At 63.2% G+C, this 17,418-nt stretch carries 14 protein-coding genes; 5 read left to right on the top strand and 9 right to left on the bottom strand.

Annotation, left to right across the window (positions count from 1 at the left end; translation table 11 throughout):
* Window positions 1-55: 55 nt before the first annotated feature.
* Window positions 56-2,650: a Fe/S-dependent 2-methylisocitrate dehydratase AcnD gene (gene acnD / locus BM338_RS08755; protein WP_090450506.1), complete on the bottom strand. Its 2,595-nt coding sequence runs from the start codon at window positions 2,648-2,650 to the stop codon at window positions 56-58.
* A gap of 365 nt (window positions 2,651-3,015) precedes the next feature.
* Here acnD and BM338_RS08760 point away from each other — a divergent pair, with 365 nt between their 5' ends.
* Both BM338_RS08760 and BM338_RS08765 read left to right on the top strand, forming a co-directional pair.
* Window positions 3,016-3,702: a TerC family protein gene (locus tag BM338_RS08760; RefSeq protein WP_090450507.1), complete on the top strand. Its 687-nt coding sequence runs from the start codon at window positions 3,016-3,018 to the stop codon at window positions 3,700-3,702.
* A gap of 53 nt (window positions 3,703-3,755) precedes the next feature.
* A complete protein-coding gene (locus BM338_RS08765) occupies window positions 3,756-4,364 on the top strand; it encodes a glutathione S-transferase N-terminal domain-containing protein (RefSeq protein WP_090450508.1) in 609 nt (202 codons plus the stop codon).
* 78 nt (window positions 4,365-4,442) lie between these two features.
* Here BM338_RS08765 and BM338_RS08770 read toward each other — a convergent pair whose 3' ends face one another.
* From BM338_RS08770 to prpB, 7 genes are all read right to left on the bottom strand, one after another.
* Window positions 4,443-5,870 carry a coiled-coil domain-containing protein gene (locus tag BM338_RS08770; RefSeq protein WP_090450509.1) on the bottom strand — a complete coding sequence of 476 codons (1,428 nt, stop codon included), beginning with the start codon at window positions 5,868-5,870 and terminating at the stop codon, window positions 4,443-4,445.
* A gap of 37 nt (window positions 5,871-5,907) precedes the next feature.
* Window positions 5,908-6,483 (bottom strand): hypothetical protein, encoded by a 576-nt coding sequence (locus BM338_RS08775; RefSeq protein WP_090450510.1) that lies wholly within the window; start codon window positions 6,481-6,483, stop codon window positions 5,908-5,910.
* Complete coding sequence (locus tag BM338_RS08780; RefSeq protein ID WP_090450511.1) at window positions 6,480-7,169, bottom strand: C39 family peptidase; 690 nt, start codon at window positions 7,167-7,169, stop codon at window positions 6,480-6,482. The genes BM338_RS08775 and BM338_RS08780 overlap by 4 nt, the downstream gene beginning before the upstream one ends.
* The gene (locus BM338_RS21765) at window positions 7,166-7,546 is read right to left on the bottom strand and encodes a hypothetical protein (protein ID WP_255367238.1); all 381 of its coding nucleotides are present in this window, start codon (window positions 7,544-7,546) and stop codon (window positions 7,166-7,168) included. Before BM338_RS21765 ends, BM338_RS08780 begins: the two co-directional genes overlap by 4 nt.
* Window positions 7,547-7,720: 174 nt before the next feature.
* Window positions 7,721-8,680 (bottom strand): hypothetical protein, encoded by a 960-nt coding sequence (locus BM338_RS08790; RefSeq protein ID WP_090450512.1) that lies wholly within the window; start codon window positions 8,678-8,680, stop codon window positions 7,721-7,723.
* Between the two features lie 427 nt (window positions 8,681-9,107).
* A complete protein-coding gene (gene prpC, locus BM338_RS08795; RefSeq protein WP_090450513.1) occupies window positions 9,108-10,253 on the bottom strand; it encodes a bifunctional 2-methylcitrate synthase/citrate synthase in 1,146 nt (381 codons plus the stop codon).
* Window positions 10,254-10,328: 75 nt separating this feature from the next.
* Window positions 10,329-11,216: a methylisocitrate lyase gene (gene prpB / locus BM338_RS08800; RefSeq protein ID WP_090450514.1), complete on the bottom strand. Its 888-nt coding sequence runs from the start codon at window positions 11,214-11,216 to the stop codon at window positions 10,329-10,331.
* A 117-nt stretch (window positions 11,217-11,333) separates the two neighbouring features.
* Between prpB and BM338_RS08805 the strand changes: the two genes are divergently transcribed.
* The 3 genes from BM338_RS08805 (at window position 11,334) to ahpF (ending at window position 15,122) form a co-directional block, all read left to right on the top strand.
* Window positions 11,334-12,647, top strand: coding sequence for a dicarboxylate/amino acid:cation symporter (locus BM338_RS08805; protein WP_090450515.1), 1,314 nt, complete (start codon window positions 11,334-11,336; stop codon window positions 12,645-12,647).
* A 167-nt stretch (window positions 12,648-12,814) separates the two neighbouring features.
* Window positions 12,815-13,378: an alkyl hydroperoxide reductase subunit C gene (gene ahpC / locus BM338_RS08810; protein WP_090450516.1), complete on the top strand. Its 564-nt coding sequence runs from the start codon at window positions 12,815-12,817 to the stop codon at window positions 13,376-13,378.
* A 157-nt stretch (window positions 13,379-13,535) separates the two neighbouring features.
* Entirely contained in the window at window positions 13,536-15,122 is a 1,587-nt protein-coding gene (gene ahpF, locus BM338_RS08815) for an alkyl hydroperoxide reductase subunit F (protein ID WP_090450517.1), read from the top strand.
* A gap of 167 nt (window positions 15,123-15,289) precedes the next feature.
* Here the strand turns inward: ahpF and prpE are convergent, their stop codons facing one another.
* Window positions 15,290-17,188: a propionate--CoA ligase gene (prpE, locus tag BM338_RS08820; protein ID WP_090450518.1), complete on the bottom strand. Its 1,899-nt coding sequence runs from the start codon at window positions 17,186-17,188 to the stop codon at window positions 15,290-15,292.
* Window positions 17,189-17,418: the final 230 nt, after the last annotated feature.

The following is a 17,418-nucleotide window of genomic DNA, read 5'->3' on the forward strand; positions in this document are numbered from 1 at the left end:
AGTCTCTAACCGCAGGACCATGCCGCGTGGCGTGGTCCTGCGGATCAGCGCGCGATCACGCCGCCTGCGAAGCCTCGAGGAAGTCCTGCGCGAAGCGCTGCAGCACGCCGCCAGCTTCGTAGATCGACACTTCCTCGGCGGTGTCCAGGCGGCAGGTCACCGGTACCTCGACGCGCTCGCCGTTCTTGCGATGGATGACCAGCGTGAGATCCGCGCGTGGCGTGCGTGCGCCAACCACGTCAAAGGTTTCGGTGCCGTCGATGCCCAGCGCATTGCGGTTGCTGCCTGCGTTGAACTCCAGCGGCAGCACGCCCATGCCGATCAGGTTGGTGCGGTGGATGCGCTCGAAGCCTTCGGCCGCAATCGCCTCCACGCCCGCCAGGCGAACACCCTTCGCGGCCCAGTCGCGCGACGAGCCCTGACCGTAGTCGGCACCGGCGATCACGATCAGCGGCTGCTTGCGCTCCATGTAAGTCTCGATGGCTTCCCACATGCGCATGACCTTGCCTTCCGGCTCCACGCGAGCAAGCGAGCCCTTCTTCACTTCGCCATCGACCACGGCCATCTCGTTGATCAGAGTGGGGTTGGCGAAGGTGGCGCGCTGCGCGGTGAGGTGATCGCCGCGATGGGTCGCGTACGAATTGAAGTCTTCTTCCGGCAGGCCCATCTTGGCGAGGTACTCGCCCGCCGCGCTGTTGAGCATGATCGCGTTGGACGGCGACAAGTGGTCGGTGGTGATGTTGTCGCCGAGCACCGCCAGCGGACGCATGCCCTTGAGCGTGCGCTCGCCCGCGAGGGCGCCCTCCCAGTACGGCGGACGGCGGATGTAGGTGCTCTGCGGGCGCCAGTCATACAGCGGCGCGGCGCTCGTGCCAGTGTGGCCGGTGCGCGCGAACATCGGCTCGTAGACCTTGCGGAACTGCTCAGGCTTCACGCTCGAGGACACGATCGCGTCGATCTCTTCGTCGGTGGGCCAGATGTCCTTGAGCGTCACTGGTTGGCCGTTGGCGTCGACGCCAAGCACGTCCTTCTCGATGTCGAAACGGATGGTGCCGGCGATGGCGTAGGCCACCACCAGCGGCGGCGAGGCCAGGAAGGCCTGCTTGGCATACGGATGGATGCGCCCGTCGAAGTTGCGGTTGCCGGACAGCACGGCAGTCGCATACAAGTCGCGATCGATGATCTCCTGCTGAATCGCCGGATCGAGCGCGCCGGACATGCCGTTGCAGGTGGTGCAAGCGAACGCGACGATACCGAAGCCGAGCTTCTCCAGATCCGGCAGCAGGTTCGCCTCCTTCAGGTACAGCTCCACCGCCTTGGAGCCGGGCGCGAGCGAGCTCTTCACCCACGGCTTGCGCGTCAGACCGCGCGCGTTCGCGTTGCGCGCCAGCAAGGCCGCCGCGATCACATTACGCGGGTTGCTGGTGTTGGTGCAGCTGGTAATGGCGGCGATGATCACGGCGCCATCAGGCATCTGCCCCGGCTGCTCTTCCCATTGGCCGGCGATGCCGCGCGCAGCGAGATCGGAGGTGGGCAGGCGCTTGTGCGGGTTGGACGGGCCCGCCATGTTGCGCACCACCGAGGACAGGTCGAACGTCAGCGTGCGCTCGTATTGCGCATGCGCGAGTGTGTCGGCCCACAGGCCGGCGACCTTGGCGTAGGTTTCCACCAGCTTGACCTGCTCCTCGCTGCGGCCGGTCAGGCGCAAGTAGTCGATGGTCTGGCCGTCGATGAAGAACATCGCGGCGGTGGCACCGTACTCCGGCGCCATGTTGGAGATGGTGGCGCGATCGCCCAGCGTGAGACTGGCCGCGCCTTCGCCACGGAATTCCAGGTACGCGCCGACCACCTTCTGCTTGCGCAGGAACTCGGTGAGCTCAAGCACGATGTCGGTGGCGGTGATGCCGGGCTGTCGCTTGCCGGTGAGTTCCACGCCCACGATGTCGGGCAGGCGCATCCACGAGGCACGGCCGAGCATCACGTTTTCGGCCTCCAGGCCGCCCACGCCGATGGCGATGACGCCGAGCGCATCCACGTGCGGTGTATGGCTGTCGGTGCCCACGCAGGTATCGGGATAGGCCACGCTGTCCTGCACCTGGATCACCGGCGACATCTTCTCCAGATTGATCTGGTGCATGATGCCGTTGCCCGGCGGAATGACGTCGACGTTCTCGAACGCCTTCTTGGTCCAGTTGATGAAGTGGAAGCGGTCTTCGTTGCGGCGATCTTCAATGGCGCGATTCTTCGCGAACGCGTTCGGATCGAAACCACCGCACTCCACCGCCAGCGAGTGGTCGACAATCAGCTGCACCGGCACCACCGGGTTCACCTTGGCCGGGTCGCCGCCGCGATCGGCAATCGCATCGCGCAGGCCGGCCAGATCCACCAATGCCGTCTGGCCGAGGATGTCATGGCACACCACGCGCGCCGGGAACCACGGAAAATCGCGCTCGCGCTTGCGCTCGATGATCTGCTTGAGCGACTCGGTGAGGATCGCCGGGTCACAACGGCGCACCAGGTTCTCGGCGAGCACGCGCGAGGTATAGGGCAGCGCGTCATAGGCGCCCGGCTGGATCGCCTCCACGGCGGCACGCGCATCGAAATAATCCAGCGACGTGCCGGGAAGGGATTGGCGGTAGACGGTATTCATAAGTATCAAGAACCCTGGAGATAAACACCCGGCTGACCGCAGGCCGACACCCGGTCCGCGTTCGCCACCCGGCGGCCGCTCATTTCGTTGCAAAACCGGCACATTGTAGCGAGAGAAAGCCTTTTCCTTAAGGACCTTGGCTTGACTGGTATGCATGACGGCATCGACAATGACTGGTACTGATCCCAAAGGGGAGTAGTTCCGGACGCCGCTTCATCAGGCGTCCGTGCAGTGGTCGTCATCACGAGCGGAGCACCGCTCCGGTCACTGCGGCGGTTCTTCCGCGAACGAGACTTTTGCGGTAATCACGGGGCAGCGTGCGCCCGTGGTTGCTGCATTTGTCCCGCGCGCAGGAATCGAACCACATGGATTTTCTCACCCCCGAATTTTTCTCCGGCCTGATGGCCATCGTTCTGCTGGACTTGGTGCTGGCGGGCGACAACGCCATCGTCATCGCCCTTGCCGCGCGCAACCTGCCCAAGCATCTGCAAAAGAAGGCGGTGTTCTGGGGCAGCTTCGGCGCGGTGGCGGTGCGCGTCGCGCTGACCGCCGTAGTGGTCTACCTGCTTAAGCTGCCGGGCCTCATGCTGGCCGGCGGCCTGCTATTGCTGCCGATCGCCTGGAAGCTGCTGCGCACCGATGACGGCGACGGACACAACATCAGTGCCGCCGCCGGCTTCGGAGCTGCCATACGCACCATCGTGGTCGCAGACGCACTGATGGGTTTGGACAACGTGCTGGCCATCGCCGGCGCCTCAGGCGGGCACATGACCCTGGTGATCGTCGGCCTGGCGATCAGCGTGCCGCTGGTGGTGTGGGGCTCGACCCTCATCCTCAAGCTGATCGAGCGCTTCCCCGTCATCGTCTACATCGGTGCCGGCGCCATCGCCTGGACCGCCGCGCGCATGATTGCGCACGACCATCTGCTGGCGCCCTGGTTCGACGCCCACGGCTGGGCCAAGTACGCGCTCGACGCGCTGCTGGTCGCCGCCGTCTGCGGCGGTGGCTGGCTGATGCAACGCCGGCGCCAGCGTCTCGCCAGCGCGGCTTGAGGCGAATCGGGCGGCGCGCCACACTGCGCCGCCCTTTTCCACCGAGGAACCCCATGAAGCTCTACTACCTGCCGGGCGCCTGCTCGCTGGCCGACCACATCGTGCTCGAATGGATCGGCCAGCCCTATGAAGCCTACGCCGTGCCGCGCGACCAGCTCCGCTCGCCGGAGTACCTGAAGATCAGTCCGAACGGCATGGTGCCCGTGCTGCAGGAAGACGACGGCTGGGTGCTGACCGAGAACGTCGCCATCCTCAACTATCTCGCCGAACGTTTTCCCGAAGCGAAGCTCGCTGGTGAAGGCGCGCGCGGCCAGGCTGAAGCGCTGCGCTGGTTGTGCTTCCTCAACTCCGATGTGCATCCGGCCTTCAAACCGCTGTTCGGTCCGGCCCGCTTCGTGAGCGACGAGGCCACGCATGCCGAGCTGCAGGAAAACGCCCGCACCCGCCTGCGCGGCATGTTCGAGCGACTCGACACCCAGCTCACCGGACGCGACTGGCTGACCGGCACGCGCTCGATTGCCGATCCCTACCTGTTTGTCGTGCTGCGCTGGGCCAAGGGTAAAAGCGTGAATCTCGCTGGCTTCGACCAGCTCGAACGCTTCTCCGCACGCATGCGCGAAGACGCAGGCGTGCAGGCCGCGATGAAGGCCGAAGGTCTCTAAGCCCGGAAAAGAAGCAAGGACGTAAGAAGTAGGTGACTGTGTAGTGCACCTACTTCTTACATCTCGCCGCTTGCCGCCTCAGTACGTCATCGGCACACGCACAGTCACCGTCGCATCCGGCGTGTCGCGCGTTACGCCGACACCGAGCGTGAAGTTCAAGGTGCGCTTCTCGTTCAAGCGATACGAGCCGCCGATCAGCAAGGTGCCCAGCACCGTCTTGGCGGAACCAGGCACCGTCTTGCCGTTCTGCTTGGTCACGCCAACCCAGCTCTGGTCATAGCCAATGCTGAAAGAAGCTTTCTCGTTCAGCGCCAGGCCCATGCCGACGCTCACATCCACGATGTTGCCCACCTTCACCTTACCCAGCTGCTCCTTGCCCGCCAGCAATAGCGTGCGGCTGACATTGCTGCGCTCGAAGTTGTACAGGTAGCTCACATTGCCAAAGAACACCACTGGGTCGGACGGATACAGCCAGGTCACGCCCGGCTGCAGCGAATAGAAGCCAGTGCCCGTCGGCAACTCCAACGGCAGACCAGTACCCGTCGCGTTCTGCACACAACGTTGCACACAGTCCGTGGTGACTTCAAAAGGATCGCGGCCGGTGCGCGATTTGAAACGCAGCCACGCGATGTAATACGCCTTGTCCGCGCCACCGTCGTTGAGCTGGTAACGCGCAGTGGCCTCCACATCGCCGATGCCATGGCCGCTTGCACCGAACACGCGATCGGTCGCCGTACCGGTAAAAATTTCGCGGCTTATCGTATCGGTATGTCCGTAAACGTACGGAATGCGCACTTCTGCTTCGAGGCGGTTGGTGATGCCATAGCGCAGCGCCACCGCGCCGGTCTGCGTGGTGGTCTTCACCTGCCTGACATCGATCAGGCCGATCAGGATCGCCGGAATGACGGTATAGCCCACCAGGGCCACACGATCCGCGGAGGAATAGCCGAACTGATACGAAGGCTCCACGATCAACTTCCCGCGTGGCGTCAGCACGCCGGGCTGGTCGAAGATCGGCGCCACCTCGGGCGGCCGCGTATCCTGCTGCGGCGCCTGCCCCACCGGCTTGGTATCCACATCGCTGGTTCCGCCAGCTGCAAGCGAATCGGCCGCGGACATCGGCAAGGCCGACACACCCGCACCCGCCGCACGGATATTGCCGGCGCGCTGCTTATCCAGCACATCCATGCCAACGGCGTGCCGCAAGGCTCTGTAATCGGCTTCCTGCGCAGCCAGTGCGCGCTTCATCGATTCGAGCTGCTCGACTTGCGCGGTGATCTGGCTGCGCATCGCGTCAAGGCGTTCGCCTTGCTCGAGCACTTGCTTGCGAATCGTTGTGGAGACATCGCCTGATGCCGGCGGCGTCTGCGTACCAGGCGCCGGTGTGTTGGGCGCCGGCACGCTGGATACCGGTGTTTGCTGCGCCGCGCAGATGCCGCTAAGCAAGACCAGCCCGGCGCAACCCGCCGAGCGTGCATACCACCATGGCTTTCGTCCGATGCTCATCTCGCATTCCTTTCGCGCCGCCCAATGGCTTGGCGCGTCAACGTCCCAGTGGGTTGGCCGCTACGGATTGCAGGCTCTGCTGCAGGTTGAGCCCGCGGAACATGGTCAGGTTGTTCACCGAGATACTCATCGTGGTCACGGTGCTGATGTTCTGGTTGTTGAGGGTGTTCTGTACCACCGTGGCCGCCACGGTGTGACTGAAAGCGGACGGATCGAAACTGTTGCCCGGACCGTTCTGCACCACCGTCGTGGCACCTGTCGCCGAAGCCAGCGCACTGGCTTGCGCGGTGGTGATATGAGCGATGTCAGGAATATCGATCTTGGTCGAAGTGACTAGCGCGCCATTGATGTACACCGCGCGATCGATCCCCAGCGAGGCGACCAGCCCATTGCCGAGATCGAAACCGCCGCGCATGTCATCCAGGCGTCCGGCGCTCACCGGCGACCATTGCGCCACTTCCGAGGCATCGCTGATGCCTCCCGAGGCCGCCGACAATCCTTCACTGAAAGCAAAGTCATGGGCGTGCGCAGTACGCGCCCCCAGCCCAGCCGTGGCCGCCAACAGACAGACCAGAATCACGCGCGGGCGCGTCGACGGCAACAAGACTTTCATATGTCCCCCGGACCACGCTTGGGCATGGTGATACCGTCCAGCCCGCGCCGGTCGACGCCGGAGCTGAGCGGCGCCATTGGCGCGGCACGCCAGTCGCTGGGGCTGTTGAACACCGCCAGCGAGCGTCGGTTGTGAATGACGAAAACAAGATGGTTCTTCCACAGCGCATCGAACCGCGAACGTGGCAGCGAGCGCGTACCCAGCGCCGGATCACCCACCAGCACGCGACCGTTGCGCATGCCCTTGATCACCACAAAGTGGTGGTAGCCGCGCTCGTCGATCAGCACGATCGCCGGGAGATTTTCCTGCTCGAGTTTTTCCAGTGGTACATCAAAACCATCCGCATCGAACCCATTCGCCTGCAGGTACGTTTTGATGTCGAGCATGGAGAAACCCTCCTTGCTGATCTTCGCGCGGTCGCCATGGGCATACATCTGTTCGAACGCGGCCTGCTCATTGACCGGATAGCCGTACTGATAGGTCAACAGCGTCGCGACCGCGGCGGAGCCGCAGCTGAAGTCGTACTTCTGCCGGATGGTGTTCCTGAAACGAGCTTCCTTGAGGCTGGTGAGGTGCAGCGTGTAGTTCTGGCCTTGCGCGCCAGCGGGCACCGGCACCGATGCCGCCTGCAGCGAGCCCGCAAGCAGCAGCGATGGAAGCACCAGCAGCGGCAGCCATCGCTTCATGGCTTGAACTGCACGTTGATGATGGTCGCGTTCTGGATCAGCACGTTGTTGCCGGTGTTCTGGATCACCATCGGCACACCCGACGCGCCCGCGAACGAACCGGCGCTGATTGAATTGAACCCCGTGACCACATGGTCGGCGTCGTTGTTGCTCACCGTGCCGTTGAGCGTCATCCGCTCACTCACATCGGCGCCGCCGCTCATGCCGTCGAGCACGCCAGCATCCACACCATGGCCGAATCCGTCGACATATACCGCGCGGCCACTGTTGGCCGCCACAATATAGGCCGCCACCGGCGAGCCGGCGGTACTCGCGAAGTACGACGCTACCGTTGGACGCCCGTCGGCCATCGCCGCCGCTGACACCAGTGCGAACAAACATCCCATTCCCAACACGCACGTAGGTCTGTTGATCTGCATGACACCGTCTCCCGTTGTGCCTGCAGCCGCCCTGCTCCGCTGCCTGTGCGTTTCCTGCAACAAGCCTTCCGAACCGGCCGGACACAAGCTGTCGTGGAGCGCGCAAGGCGCTCCACGACATGGGTTTGCCTATCAATGACCGACGGTCAGATTCGCCTGCACGTTCACGCTCTGCTGAATCAGCGAGCTCGCGCCGCTGTTCTGCGCAAGCACGGACACGCCAGCCGCCGCCGCTGCAGCACCACTCATGCTGTTGGCCATGTCGAAGCTGCCGGCATTGACACTGTTGCTGCCGCCCGCTCCGCCGTTGCCGCCGCTGCCGCCCATACCTGAGCCGCCGGTGCCCGAACCACCCGAACCGCCCGCCGCGCCGTTGCCGGCCACCGCGTCAGCCGCACCACTGGTTCCGCCTGTCGCGGAGGAACTGCCGCTGGTTGAAGTGGAGGTACCACCAGTAGCCGCACCACCTGCCCACGAGCCATTACCACCGGTCGCGGTGCTGGTATTGGTGCCACTGCCGCGCGCGCGCGAATGCGCATTGGCGTAGTTGTCGCCATCGCTGCTGCCGCCCCATGCGCCGGCGCCAGCCAACGCATCACCGCTGGAGCTGCCGCTACCACCGGCATGGCCGCTACGCGCATGCGCATTGCCACCGTCACCGCCCGAACCACCGCGTCCGCCACGGCCGTCGCCGCCATAACCTTCACCACCGGCGCCGCCCTTGCCACCGTTCGCATTGCCGTTGTTGGTGGCGTAATTGCCGATGTTGGAGACGATGTTGTTCGTTACGGTGCCGTCGAGACGGCTTACGGCAACTGCTTTGCTGGTATCGAACGAACTGGTAATTGCTGAAGAGGCCGTACCGCCATTATTGGCCGATGAGCTGCCCTGGCCGTTGGCATAAGCGTCGCCCATGTTGCCGCGATCATTGCCATTGTGCTGACTGGAATTGCTGTGCGTACTGGAATTGCTGTGGGTACTAGAGTTCGAGTTGCTCTGAATACCGGAGTTGTTGCTGTTGTCGTCTGCCAGTGCAGGGACGGCCAATCCCATTCCCAGCAGGATAGCTACTGCGATAAGAGTCTTTCGCATGGTATTTCTCCAAGCACGATCCGTTGCCCCCTGCTTGCCTGCGTTTGCGGCACGGATACGTCGCAACATGCATGCCACGTCGGGCATTTGCTGGAGAAAGAAAAGATCGCTATAAAAAACAGTGACTTGAAAAACGATCTCAAATCATCGTCTGATCATCGCCGCGCTACAGGAGCGCGATCTGTATCCCGGGTGTTACACCCGGTATCGCAGCGCTCAAGAGAGCATCCGCGCGACGAAAAAACACTGCTTGCATTCCAACGAGTTGCGATAGATCGAAGCTTGCAGCGCACCATGTTGAAGATGTAACACCGTCGATACACCTGTGCCGACGAATGGCTAACAATGCATGCACGTCACGCCCACAGACCGGCTACAACAAAAAAAGGGAGCCTTGCGGCTCCCTTTTTCGGTGTCAAACGACAGCTCAGCGCTTTTCGATCGGCACGTAGACCTGATCTTCCGGACCGGTGTAGTTCGCACTCGGGCGGATGATCTTGCCGTCCTCGCGCTGCTCGATCACATGCGCGCTCCAGCCGGAGGTACGCGCGATCACGAACAGCGGCGTGAACATCGCCGTCGGCACGCCCATCATGTGGTACGCGCTGGCCGAGAACCAGTCGAGGTTGGGGAACATCTTCTTGAGTTCCCACATCAGCTTCTCGATGCGCTCGGAGACGTCGAACAGCGTCGGGTTGCCACCCTCCGTGCACAGCTTGCGCGAGACCTCCTTGATGATCTCGTTGCGCGGATCAGACACCGTGTACACCGGGTGGCCGAAACCAATGATGATCTCCTTGCGCTCAACGCGGGCGCGAATGTCCGCTTCTGCATCGGCCGGGTTGCGATAGCGCGCGATGATCTCCATCGCTACTTCATTCGCGCCGCCGTGCTTCGGGCCACGCAGCGCACCGATCGCGCCGGTGATCGCCGAATACATGTCCGAACCGGTGCCGGCAATCACTCGCGCGGTGAAGGTCGACGCATTGAACTCGTGCTCGGCGTACAGCACCAGCGACTTGTCCAGCGCATGCGCATGCAGCTCGCTCGGCTTCTTGCCGTGCAGCAGGTGCAGGAAATGCGCGGCGATCGACTCGTCGTCGGTCTCAGTCTCGATGCGCTTGCCGTTGTGGCTGAAGTGGTACCAGTACAGCAGCATGGAGCCGAAGCTGGCCATCAGGCGGTCGGCGATGTCGCGCGCGCCGGTGACGTTATGGTCGTCCTTCTCCGGCAACACCGTGCCGAGCACCGAGCAACCGGTGCGCATCACGTCCATCGGATGAGTGGAGGCAGGCAGCAGCTCCATAGCGCTCTTCACCGGCGCCGGCAGGCCACGCAAGCGCTTCAGCTTGGCGCGATAGGCATTCAGCTCAGCCCAGTTCGGCAGCACACCGTGCACCAGCAGATAGGCGACTTCCTCGAAGCAGCCCTTGGCCGCCAGATCATGGATGTCATAGCCGCGGTAATGCAGATCGTTGCCGCTGCGGCCGACCGTGCACAGCGCGGTATTGCCTGCAGCCACGCCGGATAGGGCGACGGACTTCTTGGCCTTGGGAAGGACTTGCTCGCTCATCGGGTACTTCTCCTCATTGCATGCAACTGGCCGACCGCCTCGAACGTGTCGCGGTACGGCGTGAATTGGGGCCGATCAGGACTTATGGTCGGCAAACAACGCGTCGAGCTTGTCTTCATAGGCGTGGTAGCCGAGGAAGTCATACAGCTGGTCGCGCGTCTGCAGCGTGTCGATGATGTTCTTCTGGGTGCCTTCGCGGCGCACCGTCTCGTAGAAATTCAGCGCGGCCTTGTTCATCGCGCGATAGGCACCGCAGCAATACAGGGCAATATCGACGTTGGCGTCGCGCAACTCGTCCGTGGTGAAGAACGGCGTCGAGCCAAACTCGGTGAGATTGGCCAGAATCGGCACCTTCACTGCGGCCTTGAAACGACGATAGTCGTCCAGCGTCTTCATCGCTTCCGGAAAGATCATGTCAGCGCCCGCCTCGACATAGGCGCAGGCGCGGTCGATGGCCGCATCGATGCCCTCCACGGCAGCGGCATCGGTGCGCGCCATGATCACGAAGCCTGGATCGGTACGTGCGTCGACGGCTGCCTTGACGCGGTCGACCATCTCTTCCTTCGGCACCACTTCCTTGCCGGGACGGTGGCCGCAGCGCTTCTGGCCGACCTGGTCCTCCATATGCACCGCGGCAACGCCCACATTGATAAACGAGCGGATCGTACGGGCGATGTTGAAAGCGCCACCCCAACCGGTGTCGATATCGACCAGCAACGGCAGCTGGGTAGCGTCCACGATACGGCGGGCGTCCGTGAGCACGTCTTCCATGGTGGAAATGCCGAGGTCCGGCACGCCGAGCGAATTGGCGGCCACGCCACCACCAGAGAGATAGAGCGCTTTGTAACCCACCCGCTTGGCCATCAGGCCGGCGTAGGCGGTGATGGCGCCCATGACCTGCAAGGGTTGCTCGGCGGCGACGGCGGCGCGGAAACGCGCGCCCGAGGATGCGATCTGGGTCATGAAGCCTCCACGTAAAGCGGTGATTTTAGCGCGCCGGGCGTCGCAATCCCGTGCTGCGGGGCAGCAAACGTAAATTCTTGCGTGACCCGGACAAGGCCGGTCACGTACATTCGGTGGGTGAGTACACCTACCCGTCTTGCTACGCGCATCCTCTGGGGCCTGCTGATCGGCGTGATCGCCGCCGTGGTCACCCTCGGCATCGGCCAATTCCACCCCGACACGCTGAAAACCATGCGGGCGATCTCCACCGCGGTATTCGATCCGCTGGGCCAGATCTTCCTGCGCATGCTGTTCTTCGTCGTGATCCCGCTGGTGTTCGCCTCGCTCGCCTCTGGCGTCGTGCAATTGGGAAGGCTCGACAAACTCGGGCCGTTGGCGGGCCGCACCTTTGCGCTGTTCTTCGCCAACATGGCAATCGCCGTGTTCATCGGCCTGGTGATGATGAACCTGCTGCAGCCCGGCCATCACCTCGACCCTGCCTCGAAAGACCTGCTGATGCAGGAATACGGCGGCAGCGCCCGCGCCGCGGTGGAGCGCCAGCACCAGCAACCGGGCATGAGCTTCGCCACGCTGGTGGAGATGTTTATGCCGCGCAATCTGTTCGGCGCCTTCGTTGGCAACGATCCCGGCAAGCTGGGTGATGTGCTGCCGCTGATCCTGTTCGCCATCCTGGTCGGCGCAGCGGGCACACAGCTCAGTGAGGACAAGCGCCAGAAGCTGCAAGCCGGGCTGGATCTGATCAGCGAAGTGATGACCGGCATCGTCGGCTTCGCGCTGAAACTCGCGCCCTATGCCGTACCCGCGATGATCTATAGCGTGATCGTGAAAGTCGGCGTGGACATTCTGCTGACCCTCGCGGTGTTCGTGGTCGGTTGCGCCACGGCGCTGGCCCTGCATTTGTTCGGCACCATGTCGCTATGGCTGCGCCTGTTGGCCGGCCGCTCGCCCCTGGCCTACTTCAAACAGATCCGCCCGCTGCTGATCACCGCGTTCTCCACCAGTTCCAGCAGCGCCTCGCTGCCCGCCTCGCTGGCGGTGGCCAAAGACGATTTGAAGCTGGCCCCCAGCACCGCGGGTTTCGTACTGCCGCTGGGCGCCACCATGAATATGAGCGGCACCGCGCTATTCGAAGGCTGCGTAGTGCTGTTCGTGGCGCAGGCCTTCGGCGTGGATCTGGCATTGGGCCAGCAATGCGTACTGATGCTCCTGTCGGTACTCAGCGCAGTAGCCGTGGCCGGCATTCCCGGTGGCTCGATGCCGCTGATCGCCGGCCTGCTGGCAACCTTCGGCGTGCCGCCGGAAGGCATCGGCATCGTGCTGGGCGTGGACCGCATCCTGGACATGCTGCGCACCACCGTGAATGTGGGCAGCGACATCGTCACCGCCACGGTGGTCGATGCCCGCGTGAAAGCTGCCGCTACCGCGTCGTAGCGCGGGTGCGGCTGTCATCAGCGGTCGCCAAGCTGCGTCCGGCTCGATGACGGCGGCGGCGACCCATAGCCGCTGCCAATCAAGACGATCCCTACAATCAATTAGAGTTATCGCGATACGCGCGGTATCTTTGTCGTTCCACAACCAACCCCACGGGAAAACAACAGATGTCGTTGATCAATACCGCAGTCAAGCCGTTCAAGGCTCAGGCTTACAAGAACGGCCAGTTCATCGAAGTGACGGACGCCTCGCTCAAGGGCAAGTGGTCCGTCGTGGTGTTCTACCCCGCCGACTTCACCTTCGTGTGCCCGACCGAGCTGGAAGACCTGGCCGATCATTACGCCGAATTCCAGAAGCTGGGCGTTGAGATTTACTCGGTCTCGACCGACACCCATTTCTCTCACAAGGCATGGCACGACACCTCTGACGCCATTGGCAAGGTCAAGTACACCATGCTCGCCGACCCGACCGGCACCATCACCCGCAACTTCGACGTGATGATCGAAGAAGAGGGCCTGGCGCTGCGCGGTACCTTCGTGATCAACCCGGAAGGCCAGATCAAGCTGTGCGAAATCCACGACAACGGCATCGGCCGTGACGCGTCGGAGCTGTTGCGCAAGGTCAAGGCTGCTCAGTACGTCGCCTCCCACCCGGGTGAAGTGTGCCCGGCCAAGTGGAAGGAAGGCGAGAAGACCCTGAAGCCGTCGCTCGACCTGGTTGGCAAGATCTAAGTTCCAGCTTTCCCGTGACTTGCGGCTCGCCCTTTCGAGCCGCCCCGGACCCGGCGTCCTGCCGGGTCCGACTTCCGAGAATCAAAGGTGTCAGCAACGCCCGGCCACACCGGGTGCTGGTGATGCTTACCCTGAATAAACCGACGGAGCTCCCACCATGTTGGATGCCGATCTGAAGACCCAATTGCAGGCCTACCTCGAAAAGGTCACTCACCCGATCGAGCTCGTGGCCTCCCTCGACGACAGCGCCAAGTCGCAGGAGCTCCTTGAGCTGCTGCAGGACATTGCCTCGCTGTCCGACCAGGTCAGCCTCGACCGCCACGGCACCGACGCGCGCAAGCCCTCCTTCGCGATCAATCGCGTGGGCACGGATGTCGGCGTGCGCTTCGCCGGCATTCCGCTGGGCCACGAGTTCACCTCGCTGGTGCTGGCTCTGTTGCAGGTCGGCGGGCATCCGTCCAAGGCTTCGCAGGACGTGATCGAGCAGGTGCGCAATCTCGAGGGCGAGTTCCGTTTCGAGACCTTCATGTCGCTCTCCTGCCATAGCTGCCCGGACACCGTGCAGGCGCTGAACCTGATGAGCGTGATCAATCCCAACATCAAACATGTGGCGATCGATGGTGCGCTGTTCCAGGACGAAGTGAACGAACGCCAGGTGATGTCGGTGCCCACCGTGTTCCTCAACGGCGAACCCTTCGACCAGGGCCGCATGACCATCGAGCAGATCGCCGCGCGCCTGGATACCGGCGCAGCGCAGCGCGCCGCCGAGCAGATCAAGACCAAGGCCGCGTTCGACGTGCTCGTGATCGGCGGCGGCCCGGCCGGCGCCGCGGCGGCGATCTACGCCGCACGCAAAGGCATCCGCACTGGCGTGGCGGCCGAGCGCTTCGGCGGCCAGGTGCTGGACACTATGGCGATCGAGAACTTCATCTCGGTGCCTTACACCGAAGGCCCGAAGCTGGCGGCGTCGCTGGAGCAGCACGTGCACGAGTACGACGTGGACGTGATGAACCTGCAGCGCGCCGAACAACTGATTCCGCCCGCCGATCCGAACGGCCTGATCGAAGTGAAGCTCGCCAACGGCGCCTCGCTGAAGTCCAAGACGGTGATCCTTTCCACCGGCGCACGCTGGCGCAACATGAACGTGCCGGGCGAGCAGGAGTTCCGCAACAAGGGCGTCACCTACTGCCCGCATTGCGACGGCCCGCTGTTCAAGGGCAAGCGCGTGGCGGTGATCGGCGGCGGCAACTCCGGCGTGGAAGCTGCTATCGACTTGGCCGGCATAGTGGGCCATGTCACCCTGCTTGAGTTCGACAGCAAGCTGCGCGCCGATGAAGTCCTGCAACGCAAGCTGCGCAGCATGCCGAACGTCAAGGTGATCGTCAGCGCGCAGACCACCGAAGTGCTTGGCGACGACAAGGTCACCGGCCTGGCCTACACCGACCGCACCACCGGCGACAGCCATCGCGTAGAACTCGAAGGCATCTTCGTGCAGATCGGCCTGCTACCGAACACCGAATGGCTGAAGGGCACGCTGAAGCTGTCGCCGCGCGGCGAGATCGAAGTGGATGCGCGTGGCGAGACCTCGATCCCCGGCGTATTCGCGGCCGGCGACGTCACCACCGTGCCGTTCAAGCAGATCGTGATTGCGATGGGCGAAGGCGCGAAGGCATCGCTGAGTGCCTTCGATCATCTGATCCGTATGCCGGTGGCGGTGGAGCAGGAAGCTGAGGTAGCTGCGTAGAGCGCGGGCAAGGCCCCCCCAAGAGCGTCACCCCTCCCCAGCCCTCCCCTGCAAGCAGGGGAGGGAGCAAGGCATCGCCAGCTTTTGGCTCCTCCCCCTGCAAGCAGGGGGAGGCTGGGAGGGGGTGAGCTCTTGAGACAGCCTCACCCGGAAGCTCTTGCAAAGCCTCAACTCCCCTGATCCGGCCCGCGCTCCAGCGCCTTGCGAATTTCTTCCAGCGCACCCGGATCATCCAGCGTCGAAAGGTCCCCTGGATCGCGATGCTCAGCTAACGCCTGCAGCGAACGCCGCAACAACTTTCCCGAGCGCGTCTTGGGCAAAGCATTCACCACGTAAACACGTGACGGCTTCGCCACACCGCCGAGCTGCTCGACAACACGCTGCTGCATCGCCTGCGCCACACCGCTGGCACCCGCCGCGCCCGCATCCTGTTTCAGCGTGGCGAACACCACGGGCACCTGCCCCTTCAACTCGTCATGCACACCGATCACCGCGGCTTCGGCCACGGCCGGATGGGTCGCTACCGATTCCTCGATCTCGCGTGTACCCAAGCGATGCCCGGCCACGTTGATCACATCATCGGTACGGCCAAGAATCGTGGTGTAGCCGTTCTCGTCGCGGATGGCCCAGTCCAGCGAGCTGTACAGCAGCTCGTTGAAGTGGCTGAAGTAGCTGCTGAGATAACGCTCATCGTCACCCCACACTGTGGTGAGGCAACCCGGCGGCAGCGGCGGCTCGAACACCAGCACGCCCTTCTCACCCGGCGCGGCTTCGAGACCAGTGGCTTCGTCGATCACCTTCATCTTGTAGCCGGGTGCCGGTAACCCGGGCGAGCCGAATTTCACCGGCTTCAGTTCCAGCCCGGGCATCAGTGTGATCGCCGGCCAGCCGGTCTCGGTCTGCCAGTAGTTATCAATCACCGGCACGCCGAGGCCATCAGTGATCCAGTGTGCGGTCGGCTCGTCCAGCGGCTCGCCGGCCAGGAACAACCACTTCAGCTTTGACAGGTCGTACTTCTTCAGCCACGCCGCATCCTGCTTCTTCAGCACGCGGATACCCGTGGGAGAAGAGAACATGGTGTGCACGCCATAGCGCTCGCATAGCTGCCACCAGATGCCGGGATCGGGCCGTGTCGGCAGGCCTTCGTACAACAGCGAAGTCGCGCCACCGATCAGCGGTCCGTACACGTTGTACGAATGTCCCACCGCCCAACCTACGTCAGAGGTGGAAAACATCACCTGTCCCGGTGCAATGTCGAACACGTAGCGAATCGACATTGCCATCGCCACCGCATAGCCGCCCACATCGCGCTGAATGCCCTTGGGCTTGCCGGTAGTACCGGAGGTATAGAGCAGATAGCTCGGCTCATTGGACTCCAGCCAAGCCACCGGCACCTCGGCGTGCTCGTGCGCGCCGCGCAAACTGGAATAATCCAGATCGCGGCCGGCGACGCGCGTCATCTGCGGATCGAGTCCGCGATCCACGATCAACACCCGCGGCGGCGCGAACGCAGCTTCGGCCAACGCGGCATCCACCAGTGGCTTGTAAGGAATCACTTTGCCGCCGCGCATACCGGCATCCGCGGCGATCAGCAGCTTGGGCTGCGCATCGTCGATACGCAGCGCGAGGTTATGCGCGGCAAAGCCACCGAACACGACGGAATGAACCGCACCGATGCGTGCGCAGGCCAGCATCGCGAATACCGCCTCGGCGATATTCGGCAGATAGATCACCACGCGATCGCCCTTGCCCACACCCAGCGATCCCAACACCGCGGCAAACGCATTCACTTCGCGATGCAAAGCGCGATACGTCAGTTCGCGCGCGATACCGGTTTCGCTGGAGATGGCTACCAGCGCCAGCTGCTCGCCGCGTTCCGCCAGATGCCGGTCCAGTGCGTTGTAGCAAAGGTTGGTGGTGCCGCCGACGAACCAGCGGCGAAACGGCGGACGCGGCTGATCGAGTATCTGCTGTGGCGGCGTGTGCCAGTGAATCAACCTCGCCTGTTCTGCCCAGAACGCTTCCGGTTCGTCGATCGAGCGTCGGTAGAAATCCTCATAACGCATAACTGCACCCGCGCCGGACCTGATGCTGGCAAGACTGGACCAAGCGCCAGCGGACCTCGCACTAGACCTTGGTCGTACCGGCGCCGGCCGGATAATCAACCTGCCGCGCCAAAAACAGGGGCTGATTAATAAATACTGCAAGCATTAAAAATGCCAGCTTTTGCATTTTCACAAAACCACCACTAATGCATTTTCGCTATTACCAATGGCGTCACAACAGAAGCGGCATA

Origin of the sequence: Dyella sp. OK004 (assembly GCF_900114495.1) — a bacterium.
Taxonomy (GTDB): Bacteria; Pseudomonadota; Gammaproteobacteria; order Xanthomonadales; family Rhodanobacteraceae; genus Dyella_D.